The sequence below is a fragment of the Pseudomonas sp. B33.4 genome, from assembly GCF_034555375.1.
Classification (GTDB): domain Bacteria; phylum Pseudomonadota; class Gammaproteobacteria; order Pseudomonadales; family Pseudomonadaceae; genus Aquipseudomonas.
Map to the genome: position 1 here is coordinate 433200 of NZ_CP140706.1, position 12820 is coordinate 446019.

10 protein-coding genes are annotated in these 12820 nt (G+C 60.1%); 8 read left to right on the forward strand and 2 right to left on the reverse strand.

Annotated features, from left to right (window positions below; all coding sequences use genetic code 11):
• Nucleotides 1–71 precede the first annotated feature (71 nt).
• Entirely contained in the window at nucleotides 72–2291 is a 2220-nt protein-coding gene (locus tag U6037_RS01945; RefSeq protein WP_322845616.1) for a primosomal protein N', read from the reverse strand.
• Between the two features lie 188 nt (nucleotides 2292–2479).
• Between U6037_RS01945 and rpmE the strand changes: the two genes are divergently transcribed.
• From rpmE to U6037_RS01960, 3 genes are all read left to right on the forward strand, one after another.
• Nucleotides 2480–2707: a 50S ribosomal protein L31 gene (gene rpmE, locus U6037_RS01950; RefSeq protein ID WP_016984589.1), complete on the forward strand. Its 228-nt coding sequence runs from the start codon at nucleotides 2480–2482 to the stop codon at nucleotides 2705–2707.
• A 14-nt stretch (nucleotides 2708–2721) separates the two neighbouring features.
• The gene (locus U6037_RS01955) at nucleotides 2722–3522 is read left to right on the forward strand and encodes a thermonuclease family protein (protein WP_322845617.1); all 801 of its coding nucleotides are present in this window, start codon (nucleotides 2722–2724) and stop codon (nucleotides 3520–3522) included.
• Nucleotides 3523–3705: 183 nt separating this feature from the next.
• Nucleotides 3706–4974, forward strand: coding sequence for a malic enzyme-like NAD(P)-binding protein (locus U6037_RS01960; RefSeq protein WP_090280412.1), 1269 nt, complete (start codon nucleotides 3706–3708; stop codon nucleotides 4972–4974).
• A gap of 314 nt (nucleotides 4975–5288) precedes the next feature.
• Here the strand turns inward: U6037_RS01960 and U6037_RS01965 are convergent, their stop codons facing one another.
• Nucleotides 5289–7733 carry a penicillin-binding protein 1A gene (locus tag U6037_RS01965; protein WP_416221715.1) on the reverse strand — a complete coding sequence of 815 codons (2445 nt, stop codon included), beginning with the start codon at nucleotides 7731–7733 and terminating at the stop codon, nucleotides 5289–5291.
• A 219-nt stretch (nucleotides 7734–7952) separates the two neighbouring features.
• Between U6037_RS01965 and U6037_RS01970 the strand changes: the two genes are divergently transcribed.
• Genes U6037_RS01970 through pilQ form a run of 5 tightly spaced genes read left to right on the forward strand, consistent with a single transcriptional unit; the run spans nucleotide 7953 to nucleotide 12819 of the window.
• Nucleotides 7953–9017, forward strand: a complete 1065-nt coding sequence (locus tag U6037_RS01970; protein ID WP_322845619.1) for a pilus assembly protein PilM — start codon at nucleotides 7953–7955, stop codon at nucleotides 9015–9017.
• On the forward strand, nucleotides 9017–9583 hold the full coding sequence (locus U6037_RS01975; RefSeq protein WP_322845620.1) for a PilN domain-containing protein: 567 nt from the start codon (nucleotides 9017–9019) through the stop codon (nucleotides 9581–9583). The genes U6037_RS01970 and U6037_RS01975 overlap by 1 nt, the downstream gene beginning before the upstream one ends.
• Nucleotides 9580–10203, forward strand: a complete 624-nt coding sequence (gene pilO / locus U6037_RS01980) for a type 4a pilus biogenesis protein PilO (RefSeq protein ID WP_127925528.1) — start codon at nucleotides 9580–9582, stop codon at nucleotides 10201–10203. Before U6037_RS01975 ends, pilO begins: the two co-directional genes overlap by 4 nt.
• A complete protein-coding gene (locus U6037_RS01985) occupies nucleotides 10200–10727 on the forward strand; it encodes a pilus assembly protein PilP (protein WP_150776183.1) in 528 nt (175 codons plus the stop codon). The genes pilO and U6037_RS01985 overlap by 4 nt, the downstream gene beginning before the upstream one ends.
• A gap of 13 nt (nucleotides 10728–10740) precedes the next feature.
• Nucleotides 10741–12819 (forward strand): type IV pilus secretin PilQ, encoded by a 2079-nt coding sequence (pilQ, locus tag U6037_RS01990; protein WP_322845621.1) that lies wholly within the window; start codon nucleotides 10741–10743, stop codon nucleotides 12817–12819.
• Nucleotide 12820 lies beyond the last annotated feature (1 nt).

Below are 12820 nucleotides of genomic sequence, written 5' to 3' on the forward strand. Positions count from 1 at the left end.
CCTGCGGCAGCTCCTACACGGGGATACGCATTTTCCTGTAGGAGCTGCCGAAGGCTGCGATCTTGTGATCTTCAGTACAAATCGACGGGATCGACATCCAGCGACCAACGCACCGCGCGCCCGCTCGGCATCTGCTCCAGCACCAGCAACCAGCTCGCCAACAACCGGTGCAGGGGCGCCCGCGCCGTCGCCTGCAACAACAACTGTGCGCGATATCGGCCTGCGCGGCGTTCCATCGGTGCCGGCACTGGTCCAAGCAATTCAATCCCGCTCAGATTCTGCTCGGCCAGCAAGCGCTCAGCCTCGCTGCACGCCTCATCGAGAAAACCTTCTGCCTGCCCCGGCTTGTGCGCTTCGGCACGCAACAGCGCTAGATGCGCAAACGGCGGCAGTCCGGCGGCCCGGCGCTCGCTCAAGGCCTGCTCGGCAAAGGCGAAATAGCCTTGTTCGGTGAGTTGCACCAATAAAGGATGGTCGGCGAGGTGCGTCTGAATGATCACCTTGCCTGGTTCTTCTGCTCGCCCGGCACGCCCGGCCACCTGCACGATCAACTGCGCCATGCGCTCGCTGGCGCGGAAGTCGCCGGAGAACAAGCCGCCGTCAGCATCGAGGATCGACACCAGTGTCACTCGCGGAAAGTGATGCCCCTTGGCCAACATTTGCGTGCCGACCAGAATGCACGGCTGGCCCTTCTGGATCGTCGCGAACAACTGATTCATCGCGTCTTTGCGTGACGTGCTGTCGCGGTCGACCCGTAGCACCGGGTAATCGGGGAACAGAATCGCCAGTCGCTCTTCGGCGCGTTCGGTGCCGGCGCCCACGGGGCGCAAATCAACCTTGTTGCACTTCGGGCATTGGCGCGGCGTGCGTTCGACGTAACCGCAATGGTGGCAGCGCAATTCGCCGTAACGCTGGTGCACGGTCATTCGCGCATCGCAACGTGAACACTCGGACATCCAGCCGCAGTCGTGGCAGAGCAACGTCGGTGCGAAACCGCGACGGTTGAGGAACACCAGCACCTGTTGCCCATTCGCCAGCGTCTGGCCGATGGCTTGCTGCATCGGCCCGGAAATACCGCTGTCCAGCGGACGGCTTTTCACATCCAGACGCAGGAAGCGCGGCTGCTTGGCGCCACCGGCGCGCTCGTTCAGACGCAAGAGCCCGTAACGACCGGTGTAGGCGTTGTGCAGACTTTCCAGCGATGGCGTCGCGGAACCTAGCACGATCGGGATATTTTCCTGGCGCGCACGCACCAGCGCCAGATCGCGCGCGTGATAACGCAAACCTTCCTGCTGTTTATAAGAGCCGTCGTGCTCTTCATCGATGATGATCAGTCCGGGGTTTTTCATCGGCGTGAACAGCGCCGAGCGGGTGCCAATAATGATGTCGGCCTCACCATCGCGGGCAGCGAGCCACGCGTCCAGGCGCTCGCGGTCATTGACCGCCGAATGCAGCAGGGCGATGCGCGCGTTGAAGCGCTGCTCGAAACGCGCCAGGGTCTGCGGGCCGAGGTTGATCTCCGGGATCAGCACCAGCGCCTGTTTGCCGGCTTCGAGGGTTTCGCGGATCAGTTGCAAATAGACTTCGGTCTTGCCACTGCCGGTGACGCCGGCCAGCAGGAACGCGTGATAGCTGTCGAAACCGGCGCGAATTGCTTCGTAGGCGGCGCGCTGTTCGGTGTTCAGCGGCAATTCCGGTTGCGCCAGCCAGTGCTCATGGCGCGCGCCGGGTGCGTGGCGGCGGATTTCCACTTGCACCAGATTTTTCGCCAGCAGCAGATCAAGGCTGTCTTTGCTCAGCATCAATTTGCTCAGCAACTGATGGGCGACGCCGTGCGGGTGCTGGGCCAGGGTCGCGAGTGCTTCGCGCTGGCGCGGGGCGCGGGCAATGCGCGGGTCATCAAGGCTGGCGCCGGGAGTGATCGACCAGAAACGTTCCTGTCGAGCTTCAGCCAGTTCGCCCTGCCGCAACAGCACCGGCAACGCCCAGCTCAGGGTGTCGCCGAGGCTATGCTGATAATACTGCGACGTCCACAGGCACAGCCTGAACAGCGCGGGTGGCAGCGGCGCTGCGGCATCAAGCAGGGCCAGCGCCGGTTTGAGTTTCTCCACCGGCACTTCGCTGGTGTCGGTGACCTCGACCAGAATGCCGATCATCTCGCGCCGACCGAACGGCACCCGCAGGCGCATGCCCGGCTGCAATTGCTCGCGCAGCACGCCGGCCGGCGCCCGATAGTCGAACAGGCGGCGCAGGGGCGAAGGCAGGGCGAGGCGCAGAATGGCGTCGGGCACGCGGGGGGATCTCTATAAACAGGCGGTAGGGCTAGGCACATAATCGCGCAATGGGCCGGGAGCCTAGCAGACGGTCGGTCTCGGTGACAGCTTGCGTGTTTGAAAAGGTCTGGTAGAATCCGCGGCCTAATTACGTGCGGTATTCAACAATAGTGTTGGGTGGCGGCACGCTAGCTGAGGAAGACACCATGAAAGCTGATATTCACCCGAATTACCCAGTCATCGCTGTTACCTGCAGCTGTGGCAACAAGTTCGAAACTCGTTCGACTTTCGGCAAAGCTCTGCCAATCGACGTTTGCAACGAATGCCACCCGTTCTACACCGGTAAGCAGAAGACTCTGGACACTGGCGGCCGCGTTCAGCGCTTCGCAGACCGTTTCGGTGCTTTCGGCAAGAAACCTGCTGCTGCAGAGTAAGGTTGAAGGGCCCGGTGGGCTTTTCCTCGTTGCTGAAAAAGGCGTCCCTCGCGGGCGCCTTTTTTGTGTCTGCGATTTGGCTTTCCGGCGCTCAGGCCTTTTGCCCGGCGCCTTCGGGACTGACCAGCGTCGTCGTGCAGCGTGTGGTCGATGGCGATACGCTGCGCCTGAGCGATGGTCGCAGCGTACGGATGATCGGCCTCAACACACCTGAACTGGGCAAGCAGGGCCGCAGCGACGAACCGTTTGCTGTAGCGGCACGCAAACGCCTGCAAGCGCTGGTCGATGCCAGTGGCGGTCGGGTCGGATTGCAGCCCGGCAAGCAAGCCAAAGACCATTACGGGCGTACGCTCGCGCATATTTACAGCGCCAGCGGCGCCAATCTCGAAGCGCAAATGCTCGCCGATGGCCTGGGTTTCCAGGTCGCCGTTGCGCCGAATGTCGATCTTGTTGCCTGCCAGCAAGCCGCCGAACGCAGTGCGCGAAAGGCCGGGCTGGGCCTCTGGCGGCAGTCGCCTGTACTGAAAGCGGAGCAGATCCAGCGCTCGGGTTTCGCCGTGATCAGTGGGCGTGTGAGCAAGGTTCAGCGCAATCGTGGCGGAATCTGGATCGAGTTGCAGGATGCGTTTGTATTGCGCGTTGCACCCAATCTGGTCGGACAATTCGACAATGCCCGTTTGCAGGCGCTCAAAGGCAAGCAGATCGAGGCTCGCGGCTGGATCGTTGATCGTTCCCGGCGTGGTGGATTGCAATCCGGTCAGTCGCGCTGGCTACTTCCGTTGACGGATCCTTCGATGTTGCAAACACCGCGCTGAAGAAAAATTGTAGACATTTTTTCTTTCGATTGTGAACAGTCAAGCCCTTGTGCGCCGTGGCTCTTGGCCCAAAGTCGTAGGGCAGGGCGCTTGACAGGGGTGACCGCTCAGTCTTGTGGGGACTTTGCGAGGCGCGTATCCTCGCTGACCAGTCTGTCCAACAGTAAAAAGCGGAATGCCAAAATGTCTGATCTGAAAACTGCCGCTCTCGAATATCATGCCAATCCTCGTCCAGGGAAGCTGAGTGTCGAGCTCACCAAGGCCACTGCTACCGCTCGCGACTTGTCGCTGGCGTACAGCCCCGGCGTAGCTGAACCAGTGCGTGAGATCGCCCGCGATCCTGAACTGGCCTACAAATACACCGGCAAGGGCAACCTGGTTGCAGTCATTTCCGATGGCACCGCGATTCTCGGCCTGGGCAACCTCGGCCCATTGGCTTCCAAGCCAGTGATGGAAGGTAAAGGCGTACTGTTCAAGCGCTTCGCCGGCATCGACGTTTTCGACATCGAAGTCGACTCCGAAAGCCCGCAAGCCTTCATCGACACCGTAAAACGCATCTCCATCACCTTCGGTGGCATCAACCTGGAAGACATCAAGGCGCCAGAGTGCTTTGAGATCGAACGTGCTCTGATCGAGCAGTGCGACATTCCGGTATTCCACGATGACCAGCACGGTACTGCGATCGTAACTGCTGCGGGCATGATCAACGCCCTGGAAATCGCTGGCAAAACCCTGCCAGAAGCCAAGATTGTTTGCCTGGGCGCCGGCGCTGCGGCCATCTCCTGCATGAAACTGCTGGTGAGCATGGGCGCACGCATCGAAAACATCTTCATGGTTGACCGTACCGGCGTGATCCACTCCGGCCGTGACGACCTGAACCAGTACAAAGCGGTATTCGCTCACGCCACCGAGAAGCGCAGCCTGGCTGATGCTCTGGCAGGCGCTGATGTGTTCGTCGGTCTGTCCGGCCCGAACCTGCTGAGCGCTGAAGGCCTGCTGTCGATGGCGGCCAACCCGATCGTGTTCGCCTGCTCGAACCCGGATCCGGAAATCTCCCCGGAACTGGCGCACGCCACCCGTAGCGACGTGATCATGGCCACCGGCCGTTCGGATTACCCGAACCAGGTCAACAACGTACTGGGCTTCCCGTTCATCTTCCGTGGTGCCCTGGACGTTCGCGCCAAGCGCATCAACGAAGAAATGAAAGTGGCTGCCGCCAACGCCCTGCGTGAACTGGCCAAGCTGCCTGTTCCTCAGGACGTGTGCGACGCCTACGGTGGCGCTCCGCTGGAATTCGGCCGTGAATACATCATTCCGAAGCCAATGGACAAGCGTCTGATCACCCTGATCTCCGACGCTGTGGCCAAAGCGGCAATCGAGACCGGCGTGGCAACCCTGCCGTATCCGAAGAACTACCCGCTGAAAAGCGTGGATGACGTGTTCAACGGCTAAGCCGTTGTAGCGCTTCAAACAAAAGCCCCGGCTCGTGAGAGTCGGGGTTTTTTTGTGAGTCAAAAGCAACCCTCACCCTAACCCTCTCCCGGAGGGAGAGGGGACTGATTGGGGATGTTCGGGAGTTACGCCGACCTGAACGTATTGTTTTGAATCCATAATCGACACAGCTCTCTCAGGTCGATGTAAAGCGCAAGACAACTCGGTCAGTCCCCTCTCCCTCTGGGAGAGGGCTAGGGTGAGGGGCTCTTGATCTTCAGCCATAAAAAAGCCCCGCACTTCTCACGAAGGCGGGGCTTTTCAGTGACGCTGGATCAGAACAAATCGATCGGCGCCTGCTCATCCGCCGGCAACGGGCTGCCCGGCGCAGTGCCGTTGCCCAGTTCATTCACCGACGGTGGCGTGTCTTCAGACTTGAACAGTTCGAAGTACGCGCCCGGTGTGCTTGGTGTCGCCGCACGACCACTGACCGGATCCACGCGTAGGCTCAGCAAACCTTCCGGCTCAGGCTGAACATGCGGCGGCTTGTCCTTCAGCGCGGCCGACATGTAATTCATCCAGATCGGCAGCGCCACGGTGCCACCGAACTCGCGACGACCGAGGCTTTCCGGCTGGTCGAAGCCGGTCCACACCGTGGTCACGTAATCGGCGTTGTAACCGGAGAACCACGCGTCTTTCGATTCGTTGGTGGTACCGGTTTTACCGGCGATATCGCTACGACCCATGGCCAGCGCGCGACGGCCGGTGCCGAGCTTGATCACGTCCTGCAACATGCTGTTGAGGATGTAGGTGGTACGACCGTCGACAATGCGCTCGGCCACGGCTGGCGCTTGCGGTACGGCAGCGTTGCCCGGCGCTTCACCCGGAACCGGCGCGGCATTGACCGTGAACGATTGAGTCTCCGACGCTGCAATGCCGTCCGTCGCCGAACCACCTTGAGGCACGGTTGGCGGGTTGGCGACGAACAGCGTGTCGCCATTGCGGCTTTCGATCTTGTCGATGATGTACGGGGTGATCTTGTAGCCGCCGTTGGCGAACGTGCTCCAGCCGGTGGCGATCTCCATTGGCGTCAGCGTTGCGGTACCCAGTGCGAGCGACAGGTTTGGCGGCAGATCCTGCTTGTTGAAGCCGAAGCGAGTGATGTAGTCGATGGTCTTGCCTACGCCCATTGCTTGCAACAAGCGGATCGATACGAGGTTACGCGACTTGTACAGCGCCTCACGCAGACGGATCGGGCCGAGGAAGGTGTTGGTGTCGTTCTTCGGGCGCCAGACCTTGTCCAGGTACTCGTCGACAAACACGATCGGCGCGTCATTGACCAGCGTGGCAGCGGTGTAGCCGCTATCCAGCGCAGCGCTGTAGACGAACGGCTTGAAGCTCGAGCCCGGCTGACGCTTGGCCTGCATTGCGCGGTTGTAGTTACTCTGTTCGAAGGCGAAACCGCCGACCAGCGAGCGAATCGCGCCGTTCTGCGGATCCAGCGACACCAGCGCACCTTGTGCCTGCGGGATCTGGCTGAACTTAAGCGAATTGTCTTTCTGACGCTGCACGCGAACCAGATCGCCGACCTGCGCGACATCCGACGGCTGACGCGGAGTGGCGCCCATGCTGTTGGTGTTAAGGAACGGTCGGGCCCATTTCATGGTGTCCCAGGCAACGTGTTCTTCACCAGTGCGCGTCAGCACTTGCAAGCCGTTCTTGTCGACCTGGGTAACGATGGCTGGCTCCAGGCTGCTGATCGTGCGCTGTTTGGTCAGTTCGCTGGCCCAGGCCTCGCGGGTTTTGCCCGGCAGGCGCGACTCGGGGCCACGGTAGCCGTGACGCTGGTCGTAGGTCATCAGGCCTTCGTGCAGCGCGGTGTTGGCCATTTCCTGCAGGTTGCTCGGCACCGTGGTGGTGACGCGGAAACCTTCCGTGTAGGCATCGCTGCCATAGCGGCCGACCATTTCGGCGCGGGCCATCTCGGCGATGTACGGTGCATTCACTTCCGGGGTCGGCACGTGATAGCTGGCGTTCAGCGGCTCGTTGATCGCGGCGGTGTAGTCCGCTTCGGTGATCTTGCCGAGCTTGTACATGCGCCCGAGGATCCAGTCGCGACGCTCTTTGCTGCGCGCCGGGTTGGCCAGCGGGTTGAAGCGCGACGGCGCTTTCGGCAGGCCGGCGATCATCGCCATCTGCGCCAGGCTGACATCGCGGATCGACTTGCCGTAATACACCTGCGCCGCCGCTTCGATGCCGTAGGCGCGGTTGCCCAGATAGATCTTGTTCACGTACAGCTCAAGGATTTCGTCCTTGGTCAGCTGCCGCTCGATCTGCAGGGCCAGAAGAATTTCGGTGGTTTTGCGCGAGAAGCTGCGTTCGCTGGTCAGGAAGAAGTTCTTCGCCACCTGCATGGTGATGGTGCTGCCGCCGGACTGAATGTGTCCGCTTTTGACCAGTTGGGTCGCGGCGCGCATCAGGCTGCTCGGATCGACGCCGTAGTGGTTGGCGAAATTGTCGTCTTCAGCACTTAGTAACGCATTAATGAAATTGGGGGGAATGTCGGCGAAACGGATCGGTGTACGGCGCATTTCGCCAAATTCTGCGATCAACTTGTTGTCGCTGGAGTAGACCCGCAGCGGAATCTGCAACTGAATGCTTCGCAGAGCCTCCACAGACGGCAAACCCGGACTAAGGTAAAGAAACGCGCCGCTGAGACCTAAAAGCAGTCCGCAGAAAACGGCGACGATGGACCAACCGAAAAATTTCAGCAGACGAATCAAGGCGTTTGGACATCCAGGGCAAAGAATGAATTTGGCGACGGGGTTCCGGTTACACACAGAACCGTCCGCGCTTGCAGTAAAAAGCGGAAAAAAACGCTGGGCATTATAAGCACTTTTCTGCTGGGGGCGTCATTTGCGCTTCTGTCAAGACGGGGTGAAGGAACGCAATGCGTATTACAGAGTCCGTAACTCACGGAAAGTCATAGGGAATTGGTAGTGCTGGGACTCTTCAATAAAAAGACCAATACGTTACTGGGGATCGACATCAGCTCCACCTCGGTGAAGCTGCTGGAACTGAGCCGTCAGGGTGATCGCTACCGGGTCGAGGCGTATGCGGTCGAGCCATTGCCGGCCAACGCCGTGGTCGAGAAAAACATCGCCGAACTCGAAGGCGTTGGCCAGGCCCTGAGCCGGGTGCTGGTCAAGGCGCGCACCGGGCTCAAGGGCGTGGCAGTTGCAGTGGCCGGTTCGGCGGTGATTACCAAAATCATCGAAATGGACGCCGGACTTTCCGACGACGAACTGGAAAACCAGCTCAAGATCGAAGCTGATCAATACATCCCTTATCCGCTGGACGAAGTCGCCATCGACTTCGAAGTCCAGGGTGTTTCGCCGCGTAACCCAGAACGGGTCAACGTGCTGCTGGCCGCCTGTCGCAAGGAAAACGTCGAAGTCCGTGAAGCGGCGCTGGCACTCGCCGGGCTGACCGCGCGGGTCGTCGATGTCGAAGCCTACGCGCTGGAACGATCTTTCGGGCTGCTCGCCACGCAACTGGCCGCCTCGCAGGAACGCCTGACGGTTGCGGTGGTCGACATCGGCGCGACCATGACCACCCTCAGCGTTCTGCACAACGGCAAGATCATCTACACCCGCGAGCAATTGTTCGGTGGTCGGCAACTGACTGAGGAAATCCAGCGTCGTTATGGCCTGACCATCGAGCAGGCGGGGCTGGCGAAAAAGCAGGGCGGTCTGCCCGATGATTACATCAGCGAGGTCTTGCAGCCGTTTCGTGAAGCGCTGGTACAGCAAGTGTCGCGCTCGTTGCAGTTTTTCTTCGCCTCCGGGCAATACAACGCGGTCGACCACATTCTGCTGGCCGGCGGTACGGCCTCAGTGCCGGGGCTGGACCGGCTGATCGAGCAGCGCCTGAAGACGCCGACGCAAGTGGCCAATCCGTTTTCCAATATGGCCTTGAGCAGCAAGGTCAATGCCGGAGCGCTGGCCAGCGACGCGCCGGCCCTGATGATCGCCTGCGGGCTCGCGCTCAGGAGTTTCGACTGATGGCGCGGATCAACCTCCTGCCCTGGCGTGAAGAGCGCCGCGAAGAACGGCGCAAACGCTTCCTGCTGGCCTTGATCGGTGTCGTCGTCGGCTCGGTCGGTGCGGTGTTGATTGCCGATCAGGTCATCAGCACCGCCATTGCACGACAAGTGGCGCGCAATGATTACATCGGCAAGCAGATTGCCGTGGTCGACGAACGGATCAAACAGATCAGCGATCTCAAGGCGCGTCGCCAGCAGCTGGTCGAACGCATGCGCATCATCCAGGATCTGCAAGGCAACCGGCAGATCAGCGGACGAATCTTCGATCAATTGGCACGCACGCTACCTGACGGGGCGTATTTCACCGATGTGAAGATGGCCGGCAAAACCCTGTCGATCAGCGGTGCCGCTGAATCGAACAACCGGATTTCCGAGTTGATGCGCAATCTGGACGCCTCCGACTGGTTCGACGCGCCGGGCCTCAACGAGGTGAAGGCGACGACCGAGGGCCAGGTGGATCAGGCCAATACCTTTGAGCTGACGGTACGGCAAACCCAGCCCCGAACCGTGGAGGACGAGCAATGAAGCCGTCCGAATGGCTGGAAAGCTTGCGCGACATCGATTTCAACGACCTCGATACCAGCAACATCGGCTCGTGGCCGGGGGCAGTGAAAGCCATCGCCGGGGCGCTGTTGATGGTGCTGGTGTTGGCGCTTGGCTATAACTTTTTCATCAGTGATCTGGAAAACCAGCTGGATGCCAAGCGCGAAGAGGAGGCTACGCTCAAGGAACAATTTGCCAGCAAGGCGCGCCTGTCAGCCAATCTTGAGCTGTACACCCAGCAAATGAAGGAGATGGAAAATACCTTCGGCGTATTGCTGCGGCAATTGCCCAGTGACACCGAAGTGCCGGGCTTGCTGGAAGACATCACTCGCACGGGGCTGGGCAGCGGCCTGGAGTTTGAAGAGATCAAACTGCTGCCGGAAGTCACCCAGCAGTTTTACATCGAGTTGCCGATTCAGATTACTGTCACCGGTGCTTACCACGACCTCGCCACGTTCGTCAGTGGCGTGGCCGGGCTACCGCGCATCGTTACCCTGCATGATTTCGAACTCGCACCGGCCAATAAAGACGGCGGGCCGAAGCTGCGCATGAGCATCCTTGCCAAGACCTACCGCTATAACGACAAGGGGCTGCAGAAATGAGCCCGGTTCGTTACATCGCGTTGGCGATGACGCTGCTCGCGTTGAACGGTTGTGGTGGCAGTGATGACTTCAGCGATCTCGACGCTTACATGAACGAAGTGCGCCTGCGCCCGGCGGGCAGGATTGAACCAACCCCGACATTCCGGTCTTACCCCACATTCACGTACAGCGCTGCCAATCTGCGCAGTCCGTTCTCGCGCCAGGTGCGCGTCGATCTGGCCGGGCAGAAACATGGCTCGCGCAACGTCAAACCGGACCCCAACCGGGTCAAGCAATACCTCGAAGGTTTCAACATCGAGCAGTTCGAGATGGTCGGCACGATCTCCAATGTTTCCGGCTCCTTTGCGCTGTTGCGCGGGGCGGGCGGGGTGCATCGGCTGAAAGTCGGCGATTACCTGGGGCGCAATGACGGTCGCATCGTCGCCATCAGCGCCACCCAGGTCGATGTCGTCGAAATCGTCCCCGACGGCGAAGGCGCCTGGCTGGAGCGTCCGCGCACCATTCCTTTGAAAGAGCACTCATAGTGGAAGTCGAACAATGAACAGGATTTTCTCCACCCTCGGTTTTTCGCTATGGATAGCGCTGATGTCGCCGATGGTACTCGCGGCCAATCTGAAGACGCTGGATGTGGCGGCGTTGCCGGGTGATCGCGTCGAGCTGAAGCTGTCGTTCGACGGCCCACCGCCACAGCCCAAGGGCTACACCACCGAATCACCGGCACGCATCGCCCTCGATTTGCCCGGTGTCGTCAGTCAATTGGCCAGCAAGAACCTTGATCTGGGCAGCGGCAATGCACGCACCGCCACGGTAGTCGAAGCCAAGGACCGCACGCGGCTGATCGTCAGTCTGACGCAACTGGCGCCTTACAACACGCGGGTCGCGGGCAACAATCTGTTCGTGGTGGTTGGGCAGGGCGCGCCGGCGGCGGCGCCGAGAGCTGCAGCCGTTACACCACGCGCTGCGGTAGCGGCTACGGCACCGGCCAAGGCCTTTGTGCCGAAAAGCCGGGCCATTCGCGGCGTGGATTTCCAGCGGGGTACGGCAGGTGAGGGCAACGTGGTCATCGATCTCTCCGACCCGACCATCGCTCCGGATATCCAGGAGCATGACGGCAAGATCATCCTCAGCTTTGCCCGCACACAACTCCCGGAAAAGCTACGGGTACGCCTCGACGTCAAGGATTTCGCCACCCCGGTGCAGTTCGTCAACGCGGCTGTGAGCGGTGATCGCACGGTCATCAGCGTCGAACCCGGCGGGACTTACGAGTACTCCACCTTTCAGACCGACAACAAGCTGACGGTCAGCATCCGTCCGATGACCGTCGATGATCTGCAAAAGCGTAACGCTGACCGTCAGGCGTACGTCGGCGAAAAACTCTCGCTGAATTTTCAGGACATTGATGTGCGTTCAGTGCTGCAACTGATCGCCGACTTCACCAACCTCAACCTTGTCGCCAGCGACACGGTGCAAGGTGGTATCACCTTGCGCCTGCAGAACGTGCCGTGGGATCAGGCGCTGGATCTGGTGCTGAAAACCAAGGGCCTGGATAAACGCAAGATCGGCAATGTGCTGCTGGTTGCTCCGGCCGATGAAATCGCTGCCCGCGAGCGCCAGGAACTGGAGTCGCAGAAGCAGATTGCCGAACTGGCACCACTGCGTCGCGAACTTTTGCAGGTGAACTACGCCAAGGCAGCGGACATCGCCAAGCTGTTCCAGTCGGTGACCAGTGCCGAGGCTAAAATCGACGAGCGTGGCTCGATCACCGTCGATGAGCGGACCAACAACATCATTGCCTATCAGACTCAGGATCGTCTCGACGAACTGCGGCGGATCGTGGCACAGCTGGATATACCGGTGCGTCAGGTGATGATCGAGGCGCGGATCGTCGAGGCTAACGTCGATTACGACAAAAGCCTGGGCGTGCGCTGGGGCGGTTCGATCCAGAACAAGGGCAATTGGAACGCCTCCGGGGTCAACGGTTCGTCGAGCACCATTGGTACTCCTGGCAGCACCAGTACCAACTCGCCGTTCGTCGACATGGGCACCGTCAACAATACTTCAGGGATCGGCATCGCGTTCATCACCGACAACGTCTTGCTCGATCTTGAGCTGACGGCCATGGAGAAAACCGGCAACGGTGAAATCGTTTCGCAGCCCAAGGTCGTCACCTCGGACAAGGAAACCGCGAAAATCCTCAAAGGCACCGAGATTCCGTATCAGGAAGCCAGCTCCAGCGGCGCCACGTCGGTGTCGTTCAAGGAGGCCTCGCTGTCGCTGGAAGTCACGCCGCAGATCACCCCCGACAATCGCATCATCATGGAGGTCAAGGTCACCAAGGACGAACCGGATTACCTGAACAAAGTGCAGGATGTACCGCCGATCAAGAAAAACGAGGTCAACGCCAAGGTGCTGGTCAACGACGGCGAAACCATCGTGATTGGGGGCGTTTTCTCAAATACTCAAAGCAAGGTCGTAGATAAGGTGCCATTTCTTGGCGATGTGCCGTATCTTGGCCGCCTTTTCCGGCGTGATGTGGTTTCGGAGAAAAAATCCGAGCTGCTGGTATTTCTCACACCACGTATCATGAATAACCAGGCGATTGCTGTGAGTCGTTGAT

Coding starts and splice junctions, on each gene's coding strand:
- U6037_RS01960 (WP_090280412.1), top strand. CDS start 3,706: ATGTCTGATCTGAAAACTGCCGCTCTCGAATATCATGCCAATCCTCGT.
- rpmE (WP_016984589.1), top strand. CDS start 2,480: ATGAAAGCTGATATTCACCCGAATTACCCAGTCATCGCTGTTACCTGC.
- U6037_RS01975 (WP_322845620.1), top strand. CDS start 9,017: ATGGCGCGGATCAACCTCCTGCCCTGGCGTGAAGAGCGCCGCGAAGAA.
- pilQ (WP_322845621.1), top strand. CDS start 10,741: ATGAACAGGATTTTCTCCACCCTCGGTTTTTCGCTATGGATAGCGCTG.
- U6037_RS01985 (WP_150776183.1), top strand. CDS start 10,200: ATGAGCCCGGTTCGTTACATCGCGTTGGCGATGACGCTGCTCGCGTTG.
- pilO (WP_127925528.1), top strand. CDS start 9,580: ATGAAGCCGTCCGAATGGCTGGAAAGCTTGCGCGACATCGATTTCAAC.